The organism is Pseudomonas sp. LB1P83 (assembly GCF_054897885.1).
The window spans coordinates 422247-437174 of record NZ_CM142709.1 but is presented as its reverse complement, the minus strand read 5'-3'; the positions used below and the strand labels follow the sequence as shown (position 1 = coordinate 437174).

Annotated in this window: 14 protein-coding genes and 1 pseudogene; 9 read left to right on the top strand and 6 right to left on the bottom strand. The window is 61.0% G+C overall.

What is annotated here, in order from left to right; genetic code table 11:
* The first annotated feature begins 48 nt into the window (after window positions 1-48).
* The 3 genes from ACYZTY_RS01920 to ACYZTY_RS01910 all read left to right on the top strand — a co-directional run bounded on the left by ACYZTY_RS01920 (window position 49) and on the right by ACYZTY_RS01910 (window position 1710).
* Complete coding sequence (locus ACYZTY_RS01920; protein ID WP_461957079.1) at window positions 49-342, top strand: putative quinol monooxygenase; 294 nt, start codon at window positions 49-51, stop codon at window positions 340-342.
* Between the two features lie 32 nt (window positions 343-374).
* Window positions 375-1388: a zinc-binding alcohol dehydrogenase family protein gene (locus tag ACYZTY_RS01915; RefSeq protein ID WP_461957078.1), complete on the top strand. Its 1014-nt coding sequence runs from the start codon at window positions 375-377 to the stop codon at window positions 1386-1388.
* 151 nt (window positions 1389-1539) lie between these two features.
* The gene (locus ACYZTY_RS01910; protein WP_438659711.1) at window positions 1540-1710 is read left to right on the top strand and encodes a hypothetical protein; all 171 of its coding nucleotides are present in this window, start codon (window positions 1540-1542) and stop codon (window positions 1708-1710) included.
* 8 nt (window positions 1711-1718) lie between these two features.
* Here ACYZTY_RS01910 and ACYZTY_RS01905 read toward each other — a convergent pair whose 3' ends face one another.
* Together ACYZTY_RS01905 and ACYZTY_RS01900 are read right to left on the bottom strand one after the other, a co-directional pair.
* Window positions 1719-2915, bottom strand: coding sequence for a multidrug effflux MFS transporter (locus tag ACYZTY_RS01905; RefSeq protein WP_461957077.1), 1197 nt, complete (start codon window positions 2913-2915; stop codon window positions 1719-1721).
* 215 nt (window positions 2916-3130) lie between these two features.
* The gene (locus ACYZTY_RS01900) at window positions 3131-3328 is read right to left on the bottom strand and encodes a cation transporter (RefSeq protein ID WP_461957076.1); all 198 of its coding nucleotides are present in this window, start codon (window positions 3326-3328) and stop codon (window positions 3131-3133) included.
* 148 nt (window positions 3329-3476) lie between these two features.
* Between ACYZTY_RS01900 and ACYZTY_RS01895 the strand changes: the two genes are divergently transcribed.
* From ACYZTY_RS01895 to cueR, 3 genes are all read left to right on the top strand, one after another.
* Window positions 3477-3860: a hypothetical protein gene (locus tag ACYZTY_RS01895; RefSeq protein ID WP_131058927.1), complete on the top strand. Its 384-nt coding sequence runs from the start codon at window positions 3477-3479 to the stop codon at window positions 3858-3860.
* 196 nt (window positions 3861-4056) lie between these two features.
* Entirely contained in the window at window positions 4057-6450 is a 2394-nt protein-coding gene (locus tag ACYZTY_RS01890; protein ID WP_461957075.1) for a heavy metal translocating P-type ATPase, read from the top strand.
* On the top strand, window positions 6447-6860 hold the full coding sequence (cueR, locus tag ACYZTY_RS01885) for a Cu(I)-responsive transcriptional regulator (protein ID WP_461957074.1): 414 nt from the start codon (window positions 6447-6449) through the stop codon (window positions 6858-6860). Before ACYZTY_RS01890 ends, cueR begins: the two co-directional genes overlap by 4 nt.
* Here the strand turns inward: cueR and ACYZTY_RS01880 are convergent.
* Both ACYZTY_RS01880 and ACYZTY_RS01875 read right to left on the bottom strand, forming a co-directional pair.
* Entirely contained in the window at window positions 6814-8031 is a 1218-nt protein-coding gene (locus ACYZTY_RS01880; RefSeq protein ID WP_461957073.1) for an MFS transporter, read from the bottom strand. The two genes, cueR and ACYZTY_RS01880, sit on opposite strands and share 47 nt — an antisense overlap.
* A 200-nt stretch (window positions 8032-8231) precedes the next feature.
* Window positions 8232-9125: a PA4780 family RIO1-like protein kinase gene (locus tag ACYZTY_RS01875; protein ID WP_461957072.1), complete on the bottom strand. Its 894-nt coding sequence runs from the start codon at window positions 9123-9125 to the stop codon at window positions 8232-8234.
* A 447-nt stretch (window positions 9126-9572) separates the two neighbouring features.
* On the opposite strand from ACYZTY_RS01875, the pseudogene ACYZTY_RS01870 reads away from it, so the two are divergent.
* Window positions 9573-10613, top strand: a pseudogene (locus ACYZTY_RS01870) (cache domain-containing protein); the annotation flags it as partial.
* Between the two features lie 48 nt (window positions 10614-10661).
* On the top strand, window positions 10662-11519 hold the full coding sequence (locus tag ACYZTY_RS01865) for a methyl-accepting chemotaxis protein (protein WP_461959235.1): 858 nt from the start codon (window positions 10662-10664) through the stop codon (window positions 11517-11519).
* Between the two features lie 142 nt (window positions 11520-11661).
* On the opposite strand, the gene ACYZTY_RS01860 is transcribed toward ACYZTY_RS01865, so the two are convergent.
* Entirely contained in the window at window positions 11662-12453 is a 792-nt protein-coding gene (locus ACYZTY_RS01860; RefSeq protein WP_461957071.1) for an AraC family transcriptional regulator, read from the bottom strand.
* An 84-nt stretch (window positions 12454-12537) separates the two neighbouring features.
* On the opposite strand from ACYZTY_RS01860, the gene ACYZTY_RS01855 reads away from it, so the two are divergent.
* A complete protein-coding gene (locus ACYZTY_RS01855) occupies window positions 12538-13566 on the top strand; it encodes a bile acid:sodium symporter family protein (protein WP_461957070.1) in 1029 nt (342 codons plus the stop codon).
* Here the strand turns inward: ACYZTY_RS01855 and ACYZTY_RS01850 are convergent.
* Window positions 13553-14830 carry an acetyl-CoA C-acetyltransferase gene (locus tag ACYZTY_RS01850; RefSeq protein WP_461957069.1) on the bottom strand — a complete coding sequence of 426 codons (1278 nt, stop codon included), beginning with the start codon at window positions 14828-14830 and terminating at the stop codon, window positions 13553-13555. The genes ACYZTY_RS01855 and ACYZTY_RS01850 overlap by 14 nt on opposite strands.
* Window positions 14831-14928 lie beyond the last annotated feature (98 nt).

Genomic DNA, 14928 nt, shown 5'->3' with positions numbered 1-14928 from the left:
TAGCCAATCATCCGCCCATCGAAATCAATCCCTTCTCTGGAGTCGAGCATGTCCCAGCCTTTCACTGCCATTGCCACCCTCATTGCCAAAGCCGGCCAGCAAGACGTCCTCGAACAGCACCTGCGTGCGCTGCTGGAACCGACCCGGACCGAAGCCGGTTGCAGCCAATACGACCTGCACCAGGACCTGGCCAATCCGCTGGCTTTTTACATGATTGAACACTGGAGCAGCGACGAGGCCCTGCAAGCCCATGACGCCAGCGCCCATGTCCAGAACTTTCGCGCCAAGGCCGGCGATTTTCTCGAGCACTTCGAACTCAAGCGCCTGCGCACTGTGGCTTGATCCCTTCTTCTATTACTGTTCTGGAGCCCTACATGAAAGCCATCGCCTACTACGCCGCTTTGCCGATCAGCGACGCCAATTCCCTGCAAGACATTGAACTGCCAGAACCGGTTGCCGGTCCGCGGGATCTGTTGGTGGAAGTCAAAGCCATCTCGGTCAACCCGGTCGACACCAAGGTCCGTCAGAACGTCCAGCCTGAAGGCGGCGCGGCGAAAGTGCTGGGTTGGGACGTGGCCGGTGTGGTCAAGGCTGTCGGCAGCGAAGTCACGCTGTTCAAGGCGGGTGACAAGGTGTTTTACGCGGGGTCCATCGCCCGTGCCGGGGGCAATAGCGAATTGCACGTGGTGGACGAACGCATCGTCGGCCATATGCCGAAAACACTCGGTTTCGCCGAAGCCGCCGCGTTGCCGCTGACCGCCATCACCGCCTGGGAATTGCTCTTCGAGCGCCTGCAAGTGCGCGAAGGTCAAGACGATGAAGGCCAGAGCCTGCTGATCGTCGGCGCAGCTGGCGGAGTAGGGTCGATCCTCACGCAACTGGCCAGCCAGCTCACCGGGCTGAACGTCATCGGCACCGCGTCCCGTGCGCAAACCCAGAGCTGGGTGCGTGAACTGGGTGCCGATCTGGTGATCGATCACAGCCAGCCATTGAGCGAAGAACTCAAGCGTGCCGGCGTGGACCATGTGACCCACGTCGCCAGCCTGACCCAGACCGATCATCACCTGGATCAACTGGTCGAGGCGTTGGCACCGCAAGGCAAACTGGCGCTGATCGATGATCCGAAAGCACTGGACGTGACCAAACTCAAACGCAAGAGCCTGTCGCTGCACTGGGAGTTCATGTACACCCGCTCGCTGTTCGAAACGGCGGACATGATCGAGCAGCACAAACTGCTCAACCGTGTGGCCGGGCTGATCGACGCCGGTACGCTGAAGACCACGGTCGGCGAGCACTTCGGGACCATCAACGCAGCCAATCTGCGTCGCGCCCATGAGCTGCTGGAAAGCGGCAAGTCCAAGGGCAAGATCGTCCTCGAAGGCTTCTGAAACAAAATGAAACAGGTGTCGTCCCTCTGGACGACACCGTCAGTCCGAGAATTGACCCTTGTCACAATTGCGATCGTATTCGGGTCTACAATCGAAATCTCTGCGACACAATCTTTTTACGTGACATCTTTTACTAGAGGAGAGATCAGCAATGAAGATCCTGATAAAAGAAGTGGCTAAATCCCAGTGGCAGGTCCGCCTGGACCAACACGCCGTCACCTTCCGCAGCGAAGCCGAAGCTCGCGCCTTCACTCGAACCCTTGAAGCACGCTTGCTTGCGCCTCATCAATTTCCCGACCAGCAGCAACGCGCCGCTGGCTGAGTCCGTCCTCAGACCTGGGCTTGCGCCAACGCCCGGGCATTTTGCAAACGTAGGGTGAGCATCGCGGCGCTCACCACCAGAACTCCGCACAAGCTGATGACCATGGCCATCGGCATGGCGCTGCCATCGTGTAAAACACCGACCAACGCCGCAGCACCGGCGGCGACGCTGAATTGCAGGCAACCGAGCATCGCCGACGCACTGCCGGCGCGGGCGCCCTGCCCGTTCATGGCGCAGGCCGAGGCGTTAGGGAGGATACAACCGAGGCTGGCGATGCAGATAAATAGTGGAATCAGCAGCGGCCATAACTGCTCGGTGTGCAGCGCACTGACGGCGAGCAGCGCCAGGCCCGCACCCAGGTAAATCCACACGGTACGCACCAGCAGGAACGCCGGGCCACGCTTGGCCAGCAATCGCGCGTTGACCTGCGCCACCAGAATGAAACCCGCCGCGTTGGTGCCGAACAACCAGCCGAAGTGCTCGGCCGGTACGCCGTAGAGTTTGATGAAGACGAACGGTGAACCGGCGATGTAGGCAAACATCCCGGCAATGGCGATACCGCCGGTCAAGGCGTGGCCGAGATAGACCGGGTCCGACAACAGCCGACCGTACTGACGCAATGCCCCTGACAGCGGTTGACGCGGTACATGGGCCGGCAGGCTTTCCGGCAACCCGATCGCCACGGCCAAACCCGCCAGTGCACTGAAACCGGTCAGCACCAAGAAGATTGACTGCCAGCCCGTGGTGTTGACCAGCAGCCCGCCCAGCATGGGCGCAAGAATCGGCGCCAGGCCCATCACCAGCATCAGTTGCGAAAAGACTTTCGCCGAGCCCACCGCATCGCATTTGTCACTGACCACCGCCCGGGCGATCACCATCCCTGCGCAACCTCCAAGGGCCTGAATGAACCGTGCACCGATCAACCATTCCAGACTCGGCGCAAACGCACAGGCCAGGGAGGCGGCGGTGAACAATCCGACGCCCGTCAGCAATGGAATCCGCCGCCCGAAGCGATCCGCGACCGGTCCGTACGCCAGTTGACCGAGGGAAAGGCCCAGGAAGTACGCGGCCAGTGTCAGCTGAACATGCTTCTCATCGGTGCCGAACGCGAGCGCCATCGCCGGGAACGCCGGCAGGTAGAAATCGATCGCCAGCGGACCGAAAGCGCTGAGGGCGCCAAGAATCAAAATGGTACGGAAGTTCATCAGGCATCCAGTTGGGCACAAGTCAGCAGCCCGACAGTCTAGCCGCGCATCGACGCCTTGAACATTCCGTTAGGTCGCTAACTATTAAATATCACTGGATAAACATAAAAACTGTAGGAGCGAGCCTGCTCGCGATAGCGGAGTGTCAGTTAACATCAACGCTGAATGACACACCGCTATCGCGAGGCTCACTCCTACAGGGATCGTGCTTGGGCTTAAGCGAGTTTGGCGTCGTAGCCTTCTTCGGTAATCGCAGCGATCACCTGATCGACCGTCAGCGCGCTTTCAACGCCAACCTCTTTCGCCGCCAGATCGACCCGCACGCTGGCCGCAGGATCCTTGGCTTGCAGTGCCTGGGTAATGGCTTTGACGCAGTGACCGCAGGACATGCCTTGAACGTTGAACACTTGCATGGTGTGGCTCCTTTCATGAGGGTTGCGGGCAGTCTCGAGCTTGCCACCATGGCAAGGTCAAGTTCTGGAGAGAGCTGCCGGGCTGGCAATCGGCGTCGTGCTCGGCCAAGCTGCGTGCATCAATGACTCGACTTCAGGAGATTCAGCCATGCGCTGGTCAGCTCTCAGCCTGTTTGGCTTCCTCAGCCTATTTGCCGCGACACCTTCGGTTCAAGCCGCCGGGGAGGACTATGGCGTATTGATCATTTCCCGCGAGCGCCTGGAAGTCGCGACCTCCTGCGAGATCGGCGTGTACATCCAGGATCAACTGTCGGCGCGACTGTTCCAGGAACAAAGCACCTCGTTCAACCTGCCACCGGGCAATGTGTCCCTGCGCCTCAAACTATTGCCGGGCCAGGCACCGGGTTGCAACCCGGGCATGCTCGCACCGGGTTCGCAGAACATCACGCTCAAGGCCGGGGATGTGTTGAAGTTCCGGATTGCGATGACGCAGGAAGGGATGTACCTCAAGCCCACTGTCCTGGACTACTGACCACCATCGCCCCCTGTAGGAGCGAGGCTTGCCCGCGAAAGGGCCGTTGCATTCAGTATCAATGTTGAATGTTACGGCCCCTTCGCGGGCAAGCCTCGCTCCTACAGGGCGGGTTTGAGCACCTCGATCTTTGCGCTTGACCTTGCCAGCATGGCAAGGTTGATCCTGTAGGCATCTTCTACAGGGAGCGCGACCGATGTCCGAATCCACCACTTTCGATCTGCCGATTGCCGGCATGACCTGCGCCAGTTGCGCCGGGCGTGTCGAGCGTGCCTTGAGCAAAGTCATCGGCGCCTCTGCCGTCAGCGTCAACCTCGCCACCGAGCAGGCCCGGGTCCAGGCGCCCAGCGACAGCCTGCCGGCGTTGATGGATGCCGTGCAGCAGGCCGGTTACAGCGTGCCGCAACAAAGCCTGGAATTGAGCATCGACGGCATGACTTGCGCTTCCTGCGTCGGCCGCGTCGAACGCGCACTGGCCAAGGTGCCCGGGGTGAAAAGCGTCAGCGTCAACCTGGCGAACGAACGGGCACACCTGGAACTGCTCGGACAAATCGATCAGCAAGCCTTGATCGCCGCTGTGACCAAGGCCGGTTACAGCGCCAGCGTCTGGGAAGTCGAACACCCGCAAACCGATCAGCAACAACAGCGCCTGCACCGTGAGCGTTGGGCGTTGATCATGGCGATCGCCCTCGCCTTGCCGCTGGTATTGCCGATGCTGCTGCAGCCGTTTGGCGTGCACTGGATGCTCCCGGCCTGGGCGCAATTCGCGCTGGCCACGCCGGTGCAGTTCATTTTCGGCGCACGTTTTTATGTGGCCGCCTGGAAAGCAGTGCGCGCCGGGGCCGGCAACATGGATTTGCTGGTCGCCCTGGGCACCAGCGCCGGCTATGGCTTAAGTCTCTATGAATGGGCCACGGCGGCCGGGCGCATGCCGCACTTGTATTTCGAAGCCTCGGCGGTGGTGATCGCCTTGGTGTTGCTGGGCAAATACCTGGAAAGTCGCGCCAAACGCCAGACCGCCAGCGCCATCCGCGCCCTCGAAGCCTTGCGCCCGGAGCGCGCGATTCAGGTGATCGATGGCCGCGAGCAAGATGTCGCCATCAGCGCCTTGCGCCTCAACGACCTGGTCATGGTCAAACCTGGCGAACGCTTCCCGGTGGACGGTGAAGTGATTGAAGGCCAGAGCCACGCCGACGAAGCGCTGATCAGCGGCGAAAGCCTGCCGGTGCCCAAACAACCCGGTGACAAAGTCACTGGCGGCGCGATCAATGGTGAAGGCCGGTTGCTGGTTCGCACCCAGGCCCTGGGCGCCGAAACCGTGCTGGCGCGGATCATCCGTCTGGTCGAAGACGCCCAGGCCGCCAAGGCACCAATCCAGAAACTGGTGGATAAAGTCAGTCAGGTGTTTGTGCCGACCGTTCTGTTGATCGCATTGGCGACTTTGATTGGCTGGTGGTTGTACGGCGCGCCAATGGAAACCGCGTTGATCAATGCCGTCGCCGTGCTGGTCATCGCTTGCCCTTGTGCATTGGGCCTGGCCACGCCGACTGCGATCATGGCCGGCACCGGCGTCGCCGCCCGCTACGGAATTCTGATCAAGGACGCCGAAGCACTGGAACGGGCGCATGAAGTCAGCGCCGTGGTGTTCGACAAGACCGGCACGCTGACCTCGGGCGCACCGCGAATCGCTCATTTGAGTGCCATCAACGGTGACGAAGCCGCCCTGCTGCAAATGGCCGGCGCGCTGCAACGCGGCAGTGAACACCCGCTGGCCAACGCCGTTCTGGACGCTTGCGCCGAACGCGGTTTGACCGTGGCCGATGTCAGCGACAGTCAATCGCTGACCGGTCGTGGCATCGCCGGCACCCTCGACGGTCGTCGTTTGGCGCTGGGTAATCGCAGGCTGCTGGAAGAAAGCGGTTTGAGCGCAGGGCCATTGGCTGACTCCGCATCCGCGTGGGAAACCGAAGGCCGCACCCTCTCCTGGCTGATAGAACAAAGCCCCGAGCCAAACATTCTGGGCCTGTTCGCCTTCGGTGACACGCTCAAACCCGGCGCTTTGCATGCGGTGCAACAGCTCAGCGCACGCAACATCAGCAGCCACCTGCTGACCGGCGATAACCGCGGCAGTGCCAAAGTGGTTGCGCAAGCCCTGGGCATTACCGATGTCCACGCCGAAGTCTTGCCGGCAGACAAAGCCGCCACCGTCGCCGAACTGAAGAAAACCGGTGTGGTGGCGATGGTCGGTGACGGCATCAACGACGCCCCGGCCCTGGCGGCCGCCGACATCGGCATCGCCATGGGCGGTGGCACCGACGTTGCCATGCACGCAGCCGGGATCACCCTGATGCGCGGCGATCCACGGCTGGTGCCCGCCGCGCTGGAAATCAGCCGCAAGACCTACGCGAAAATTCGGCAAAACCTGTTCTGGGCATTCGTCTATAACCTGATCGGCATTCCGCTGGCAGCCTTCGGCTTCCTCAACCCGGTGCTGGCCGGCGCGGCGATGGCGTTGTCGAGCGTCAGCGTGGTGAGCAATGCGCTACTGTTGAAAACCTGGAAACCCAAGGATCTGGAGGACAACCGATGAACATCGGCCAAGCAGCCCGCCATAGCGGCCTGAGCGCGAAGATGATTCGTTATTACGAGTCCATCGGTTTGCTCAAGGCCGCCCATCGCACCGACAGCGGCTACCGCGTGTATGGCGACGACGACCTGCATACGCTGGCGTTCATCAAGCGCTCCCGGGACCTGGGTTTCTCACTCGAAGAGGTCGGCAAACTGCTGACCCTCTGGCAGGATCGCCAGCGGGCCAGTGCCGATGTGAAGGCCCTGGCCCGCCAACACATCGACGAACTGAACCAGAAAATCCGCGAACTCGGTCAGTTGCGCGACACCCTTCAGGACCTGGTCGAGCACTGTCAGGGCGACCATCGCCCCGACTGCCCGATCCTCAAGAACCTTGAGTCGGGCTGCTGCGCGCAACCCGTTCGCCCCTGATCGCGAGTGCCTTCACCACCAGCAACGTGGTCAGGGGAATGCCGTGGAACAGCAGCACCACGGCCCCCGGCGTCCACCACGAGTAAAACGGCGCGGCGATCAACATGCCGACGCCGAACCCGGTCATCTGCAGCAGCGTCAGCAAGCTGAAGATCGGCAGGCGCAGGCTGTCCGGTTCACGTTGCAGGCGCGACATCAGGCCGACCTCGGAGAAGCCGTCACCCAATCCCGCCGGTAACGAGAACAACAGCAAACCGTAGAGGGTCTGCTGCTGAAACATCAGGATGAAGCCGCAGGACATCAGCAACACCCCGAAGAAAAATCGGCGCTCCAGGTGTGCATTGTCCGAACCTTTCAGGCGACTGGCGATGCGCGCGCCGATCAGTTTTCCGCAGGCCCAGACCGCCAGCATCAAACCGAGCGTGGTGCTGGCCGACTCCGGAGTCAGCAGCCTGGAAATGATCGGAAAACCAACGTTGTGCGCGGCGCTGCCCAGGGTGTCAGCCATGGTGACGGCTAGCATCGCGGCCACCACGGGCGTACTGCGCAGACCTTGGCGCAGGGCCGACCACTCACCCTTGGGGTGACTTGGCTCAGTACTGGACGCAGGTCGGGAAAACCGCAACGGCAGGATGAACAACGCGGCCAGCAGATAAGTGACCACGTTCAACGCAAACACCGTTTCAAAGCCAAACGCCGCCACCAACAGCCCCGCCACCAGGCTTCCGCCGACCATGGCAGCGGACGATGCCGAAGTGATCCAGGCATTGGTCTTGAGCAGGTATTCGCCTCCGACCAGATGCGGTAACTGGCTGTTGAGGCCGATGGCGAACATTGAGTTGCCGAACCCCAGGCCGAATGCGATCAAGGGTAAAAGCAGTGCTTGCTGGGCGACCGGCAGCACCAGCAGCAGGCCCAACAACCCTGCGCGCAGCAGATCAAAGGCAATCAGCGGCATGCGCCCGGCCCAGCGACGATAGAACGAAGTGCCGATCAGGCTGGCAAAAATCCCTCCGCCGACACGGCTGGCGAGGAAAATGCCGACGCTCATGGCGCTGTTGCTGAGCAGGTAAACGTAGGTGGCCAGGGCGACCATGTTGAGAAAGGCACCGAAGTCCGAGACCAGACGGGCAGCGATGATCAGCTGGGCGTTGCGGGTGGAGGTGTTCACATTCAGTCCTTGAGTGTGGGGGGTATGAAAATTCCGGGGTGCACAGACTGACGCCTTCGCGGGCAAGCCTCGCTCCTACAAAATATTGCTGCCACACAAATCCCTGTAGGAGCGAGGCTTGCCCGCGAACCAGGCGACTCGGTCTTTTACCAGGTCATGAACCAAAAAACCCGGCCGAAGCCGGGTTTCTCGTTAACCGATCACTGCATCCATGGTGGAGGCGGTTCTTCGGTTTTGCCCGGTGGCGCGTCATCTGCCGCGCGCACCGCTTGTTTGCGCTCTTCATCCAGGCGTGCCGCCTCGATCTCACGCATGATCCCGCCCACGTCAGCCAACTCTTCCGGCTCGTCAAACTCGCCGGTCAAGACGCTGGCCGGGTGCAAGGTGCCGGCTTCGTACAACGCCCACATTTCCTTGGCGTATTTGGTCTTTTTCAACTCCGGCGCAAACCGGCCGAAGTAAGACGCCATGTTGCCCACGTCCCGTTCCAGCATGCTGAACGCGTGGTTGTTGCCCGCCGCGTCGACCGCTTGCGGCAAGTCGATGATCACCGGGCCCGTTGGGGTCAACAGCACGTTGAACTCGGACAGGTCACCGTGCACCAGACCGGTACAGAGCATCAGCACGATCTGCGAAATCAGGAACGCGTGATATTCGCGCGCCTGGTCCGGTTCCAGCACCACGTCGTTCAGACGCGGCGCGGCATCACCGTACTCGTCGGCCACCAGTTCCATCAGCAGCACGCCTTCAAGGAAGTCGTACGGCTTTGGAACCCGAACACCAGCACCGGCCAGACGGAACAACGCCGCCACTTCGGCGTTCTGCCAGGCGTCTTCGGTTTCTTTCTTGCCGAATTTCGAGCCTTTGGCCATGGCTCGAGCCTGACGGCTGTTGCGCACCTTGCGGCCTTCCTGATACTCGGCCGCCTGACGGAAACTGCGTTTATTCGCCTCCTTGTAGACCTTCGCGCAACGTAGCTCGTTACCGCAGCGCACCACATAAACAGCTGCTTCTTTACCACTCATGAGTGGGCGCAGCACCTCGTCGACCAGACCGTCCTCGATCAGGGGTTCAATGCGTTTTGGAGTCTTCATCAGCTTTTATTGTGGGTCCTTTATTACCAAACACGCGAAAGTCATTCGTTATACGGCAATCCACTCGTTCGGGGGAGGGGTTGCCGACCTATGAACGTCGTGATGCACACAATGTGCCGAATAAATCGGTCAACCGCCGCCGGTCGTCATCGGCCGCCCGAGATCATAGCTGAGCCGGCGCCACTTGGTGACGATGGGGTGTGAGGGCATTTGCGACAGAAGCTGACACCCGAACTCCTACCCTTCGTAGGATTTTTCTCAGCAGGCCTCAATTTCCCCTTCATTCAGCCGAAGTCCTCAGTGACAGAGTGATTTGTCCGACAATCGTTCCGACAATAATAACGATGGCGCCCCCAGGGATACGGGTGGATCAACACCGTTTTCGCCTGCCAATAATCCGCGAGTCATCTGCACTGCGTGGGCCTACAAGAACAATCTGGAGCGCGGATGAACATCAAACAGAAGTTGACCTGGGCGTTTGCAATCATCGCCTGCTTGCCCGTGGTGCTGGTCGCCACCCTCGTTGTGCTGAATTTGCGCAGTGACGCCAAGGAAAATTTCGTCGACGGCAGCGGTCGCGAGATTCGTCAGGTCAGCAACGCCATGCAACTGTTTTTCGACGGCATCAGCCAGAACGTCGATTACCTGGCCAAGCAACCCCTGATCAAGAACTCCGACGACAGCCTCAAGACCTACATGGGCGCCAACGCCGAGAGCATTCCGCAAGGCGAGATGGACAAAAAAGTCTTCAGCCTCCTGCAGGACCTGGGTAACAGCCATCCGTCCTACGCCTATGCCATCCTCGGCACCGCAGCGGGCGGTTACGTGTCCTGGCCGGACGATGCAAAACTTAGCAATTACGACCCGCGCCAGCGCCCCTGGTACAAGGCGGCCCAAGCCAAACCGGGCAAACCGTTTCGCACCGAGGCCTATTACTGGGCCCAGGATGATGCGACCTACGTGAGCACCGTGCGCACCATCGACAACAAACTGGGCAGCAACGGCGGCGTGGTCAGTATCGACGTGACGCTCAAGCAGCTCACCGAAATCGTCAAACAGATCAAGCTCGGTGAAACCGGCTACCTGATGTTGCTGGAAAATACCGGCACCGTGCTGGTCGATCCGAAGCAACCGGAACACAACTTCAAGGCATTAAGCAGCCTGGGCGAGGGTTACGCGCAACTGGCCAAGGCCGGCAAAGGCCTGGTGGAAGTCGAGTTGAACGGCGAACGCTACATGGCCAACGTCTGGCCGTCGGAGCAACTGGGCTGGACGTTTATCGGCCTGATCAAGCAAAACGACGTGATGAGTTCGGCGACCCAATTGACCTGGCTGATCGCAATCATCGCCGCCGTACTGGCGGTGGTCTTCGCCATCCTCGGCGCCAGTTTTGCCAGTGTCATCGTTCGGCCGATCCGCAGCGTGGCCAGCGGCCTGGAAGGCATCGCCCAAGGTGAAGGCGACCTGACCAAGAACCTGGAAATCCGTGGCAGCGACGAAACCGCGCAGTTGGCCAACTGGTTCAATCAGTTTTTGATGGCGATTCGCAACCTGATCCAAAGCATCGGCGGCGCCGCGACCAAAATCCTCGCCACCTCCAAGAGCTCGACCCAGGTCTCCAGCGACATGGCTGAAGCCGCCGGGCGCCAGCGTGAAGCGGTGGACATGGTGTCCACGGCGTTCCACGAAATGGTCGCCACCGCCAACGAAGTTGCGCGCTCTTGCAGCCAAGCGGCGGAATCCGCCGACAGTGGGCAGCGCCAGGCGCGTCAAGGTCAGCAGCAGATTGATGCGGCAGTGACCAGCGTTGATCGCTTGAGCCAGGAAATCGAACAGTCGGCGCAATCGATGCAACAGCTTGAACGCGACAGCAACGACATTCAGTCGATCCTGGGGACCATTCGCTCGATTGCCGAACAAACCAACCTGTTGGCCCTGAACGCGGCCATTGAAGCGGCTAGGGCTGGTGAGCAAGGTCGCGGGTTTGCGGTGGTGGCGGATGAAGTCCGGGCGCTGGCCAAACGCACGGCGGATTCCACGGCGGAAATCGATGGCTTGCTGGGCAACCTGGCCAAGCGCACCAGCCAAGTGACTCAGCAGATGCACGCGAGCCTGGAAGTGTCGCAACAATCGGTGACCCGCATTGGCGAAGCGCGCAGCAGTTTCGGGCTGATTCGTGAGTCAGTGGATGTGATTCGCGACATGAACACGCAGATCGCCACGGCGGCGGAAGAACAGCATCAGGTGGCGGAAGACATCAATCGGCACATCAGCCAGATCCATGGCGATGCGCAGTTGGTGGCGGAACTGGCGAACTCGGCGCGACTGGACTCCCAGAGCCTGGCGGGATTGTCGAATGAGCTGGATGGGTTGGTTCGCCGCTTCAGAACCTGATCCAAAAATTCCGGTGGCCGCTCGCGGCCATTCGCGGGCAAGCCTCGCTCCTACAAGGATAGCGTCAGTACCAAAATCAGGTACGACACAAGAACTGTAGGAGCGAGCGGTGCGGCGATCCGACTTGCCCGCGATGAGGGCGTCACTGCCGAAACAACTCTCCAGGCGTAAACCCGAATAACCCCTTGAACGCCGCAATAAACGCCGACGTCGAGTCATACCCGCAAGACAGCGCGGCATTGGTCACGCTGTCGCCCTCCTCCAGCAAACTCAACGACGACAGCAACCGCATCCGCTGCCGCCACCCTCGAAAACTCAACCCGGTCTCGCGCTGGAACAAGCGCATCAGCGTCTTCTCCGAGGTCCCCAGGCGCTGCGCCCATTCCTGCAACGTCACGTTGCGCTCCGGGCTTTCGATCAGCTCATTGCACAACCCGAGCAACCGCTCATGCCGCGGCAACGGCAGGGAAAATCCCACCTCAGGCAGATTCGCCAACTGATCCAGCAGCACATTCACCAGCCGAGCTTCCTGGCTGTCGCCCTGTGGATATTCCACCGGCAGCAGACAAAAACTCTTGATCAGCTCCCGGGCCAGCGGCGTGACTTCCAGCACCCGGCAACGCCCGTCTGCCCATTCGCAATCCTCACGGCGCACGTAAAGGCTGCGCATCTCGGCGCGCATCGAGGTCACCACCTGGTGCTCAAGATCCGCCGGAATCCAGATCCCCCACTGCGGCGGCGCAAAGAAGCTGCCCTCAGCGGTGTGCACACCGAGAACGCCGCTGATGGCGTAGGAAAACTGCACCCAGTCGTGGCGATGAGGTGGCGTCCACGACCCGGCATTCAGACTTTCCGCCCGCGCAAACAGCGGACGCGGCAACGCCTTGAGCGTCGGAATCGTTCGTTCGAGGGAAAGTTGTCCGTTAGTCGGCATTGATTGGCCTTATGTCGCAAGACGGCAGACAGGGGCGACGTTAGGCTAATTCATCAATTCTTACAAATGTATCCGGTGCCTGTTATGCATGCCTTCAAACACCTCAAACGTGTGGTCACCGACTGGTTCTTGTGCGGCATGCTGATCGCCACGCTGCTGTCGTATTTCTTCCCGGTCTTCGGCGCCACGGGCGGCGGGATGCACGCCGAGTACGTGATCAACATCGGCGTGTTCCTGGTGTTCTTCCTGCACGGGGTCAACCTGTCCAGCGAGCAGATCAGCCATGGCCTGAAGAACTGGAAGCTGCATGTGATGATCCAGGGCTTCACCTTCGCGGTGTTCCCGCTGATCTGGTTACTGAGCGACAAGCTGTTGGGTTCGCACATTCCGTCGCTGCTGATGCTCGGCTTCTTCTACCTGTGCGCCCTGCCGTCGACCATTTCTTCTTCCGTGGCCCTGACCGGCAGCGCAGGCGGCAACGTGCCGGCGGCGATTCTCAACGCGAGCCTGTCCAGCGTGCTGGGGATTTTTCTGACGCCGTTGCTGGTGAGTCTGGTGGTCGGCAGCGGTGCCGGCGGCATCGATCTGGGCTCGACCCTGCTCGACCTCTGCGCCATGTTGCTGTTGCCGCTGATGCTCGGCCAATTGGTGCGACCGCTGCTCGGCAAATTCTTTGCCCGCCACAAGCGCTACACCAATATCGTCGACAAGCTGGTGATCCTGCTGCTGGTGTACTCGGCGTTCTGCAATTCGATGGTCTCGGGGATGTGGCAAAAACAGGGCAACAGCGTGATTCTCACGGCACTGATCGGCAGTGCAATCCTGCTGGCGATCATCCTGTGGATGACCACCCGCACCGCCCGCGCCCTGAAATTCAGCCCGGCCGATGAGATCGCGGCGGTGTTCTGCGCCAGCAAAAAATCCCTGGCGGCGGGTGCGCCGATGGCCGCGTTGATCTTCGGCGCCAACCCGGGCCTCGGCTTGATCCTGCTGCCGATCATGATTTATCACCCGTTGCAGCTGATCGTCTGCTCGGTAATGGCCGAGAACTACGCCAACCGCAACCGCGAACGCGTCGCGCAGCAGAAAGCCGAACTGATCAGCGCTCGATAATCGCCGTCACGCCCTGACCACCGGCGGCGCAGATCGAGATCAGGCCTCGACCCTTGCCCGCCGCGTCGAGCAACTTTGCGAGGTTGGCGACGATGCGCCCGCCGGTCGCGGCAAACGGATGCCCGGCCGCCAATGAACTGCCTTTGACGTTGAGGCGGCTGCGGTCGATGGAGCCCAACGGCGCGTCGAGGCCGAGACGGGTTTTGCAATACTCCGGGTCTTCCCAGGCCTTTAGTGTGCAGAGCACCTGCGCGGCGAAGGCTTCGTGGATTTCGTAGTAGTCGAAGTCCTGCAAGGTCAGGCCGTTGCGCGCCAGCAAACGCGGCACCGCATACACCGGGGCCATCAACAGCCCTTCGGCGCCGTTGACGAAATCCACCGCCGCGGCCTCGCCGTCACGCCAATACGCGAGGATCGGCAAGCCACGTTCCTTCGCCCACTCTTCGCTGCCCAGCAGCACCAGCGACGCACCGTCGGTGAGCGGCGTGGAGTTGCCCGCCGTCATCGTGCCCTTGGCGCTTTTCTCGAAGGCTGGTTTCAGCGACGCGAGTTTTTCCAGGGTCAGGTCCGGGCGCAGGTTGTTGTCGCGGGTCAGGCCGAGGAACGGCGTCATCAGATCGTTGTGCCAGCCTTCGGTGTACGAGGCCGCCAGATTCCGATGGCTCTCCAGCGCCAGTTGATCCTGTTCTTCGCGGGGAATGTTCCAGGTCTGGGCCATCAATTCGCAGTGTTGGCCCATGGACAAACCTGTGCGCGGCTCGCCGTTGCGCGGGAACTCCGGGATCAAGTCCCGGGGACGCAGTTGCAGAAACGTTTTCAGTTTGTCGCCGGTGGTCTTGGCGCGACTGGCTTGCAGCAGCACCCTGCGCAAACCTTCACTGACGCTGATCGGCGCGTCCGACGTGGTATCGACGCCACCGGCAATGCCGCAATCGATCTGTCCCAGGGCAATCTTGTTCGCGACCAGCAACGCCGCTTCAAGCCCCGTGCCGCAAGCCTGCTGGATGTCATAGGCCGGGGTGCCGGGGGACAACCGTGAACCGAGCACACACTCGCGCGTCAGGTTCATGTCTCGGGATAGCTTGAGGACCGCTCCCGCGACCACTTCGCCGATACGCAGGCCATGCAGGTTGAAGCGTTCGATCAGGCCTTCGAGCGCTGCGGTGAGCATCGCCTGGTTACTGGCGGTGGCGTACGGCCCGTTGGAGCGGGCGAAGGGGATACGGTTACCGCCAATAATCGCGACGCGGCGCAGCTGAGTCATGAAAAGCTCCTGTCAAAAAAAATCAAATGTAAACACCATCCCCTGTAGGAGCGAAGCTTGCTCGCGAAGGCGCCAGCACATTCAACATCTACTCTGAA

Coding starts and splice junctions, on each gene's coding strand:
- ACYZTY_RS01910 (WP_438659711.1), top strand. CDS start 1,540: ATGAAGATCCTGATAAAAGAAGTGGCTAAATCCCAGTGGCAGGTCCGC.
- ACYZTY_RS01860 (WP_461957071.1), bottom strand. CDS start 12,453: ATGCCGACTAACGGACAACTTTCCCTCGAACGAACGATTCCGACGCTC.
- ACYZTY_RS01890 (WP_461957075.1), top strand. CDS start 4,057: ATGTCCGAATCCACCACTTTCGATCTGCCGATTGCCGGCATGACCTGC.
- ACYZTY_RS01915 (WP_461957078.1), top strand. CDS start 375: ATGAAAGCCATCGCCTACTACGCCGCTTTGCCGATCAGCGACGCCAAT.
- ACYZTY_RS01855 (WP_461957070.1), top strand. CDS start 12,538: ATGCATGCCTTCAAACACCTCAAACGTGTGGTCACCGACTGGTTCTTG.
- ACYZTY_RS01850 (WP_461957069.1), bottom strand. CDS start 14,830: ATGACTCAGCTGCGCCGCGTCGCGATTATTGGCGGTAACCGTATCCCC.
- ACYZTY_RS01895 (WP_131058927.1), top strand. CDS start 3,477: ATGCGCTGGTCAGCTCTCAGCCTGTTTGGCTTCCTCAGCCTATTTGCC.
- ACYZTY_RS01905 (WP_461957077.1), bottom strand. CDS start 2,915: ATGAACTTCCGTACCATTTTGATTCTTGGCGCCCTCAGCGCTTTCGGT.
- ACYZTY_RS01900 (WP_461957076.1), bottom strand. CDS start 3,328: ATGCAAGTGTTCAACGTTCAAGGCATGTCCTGCGGTCACTGCGTCAAA.
- ACYZTY_RS01875 (WP_461957072.1), bottom strand. CDS start 9,125: ATGAAGACTCCAAAACGCATTGAACCCCTGATCGAGGACGGTCTGGTC.
- cueR (WP_461957074.1), top strand. CDS start 6,447: ATGAACATCGGCCAAGCAGCCCGCCATAGCGGCCTGAGCGCGAAGATG.
- ACYZTY_RS01920 (WP_461957079.1), top strand. CDS start 49: ATGTCCCAGCCTTTCACTGCCATTGCCACCCTCATTGCCAAAGCCGGC.
- ACYZTY_RS01865 (WP_461959235.1), top strand. CDS start 10,662: ATGGCGATTCGCAACCTGATCCAAAGCATCGGCGGCGCCGCGACCAAA.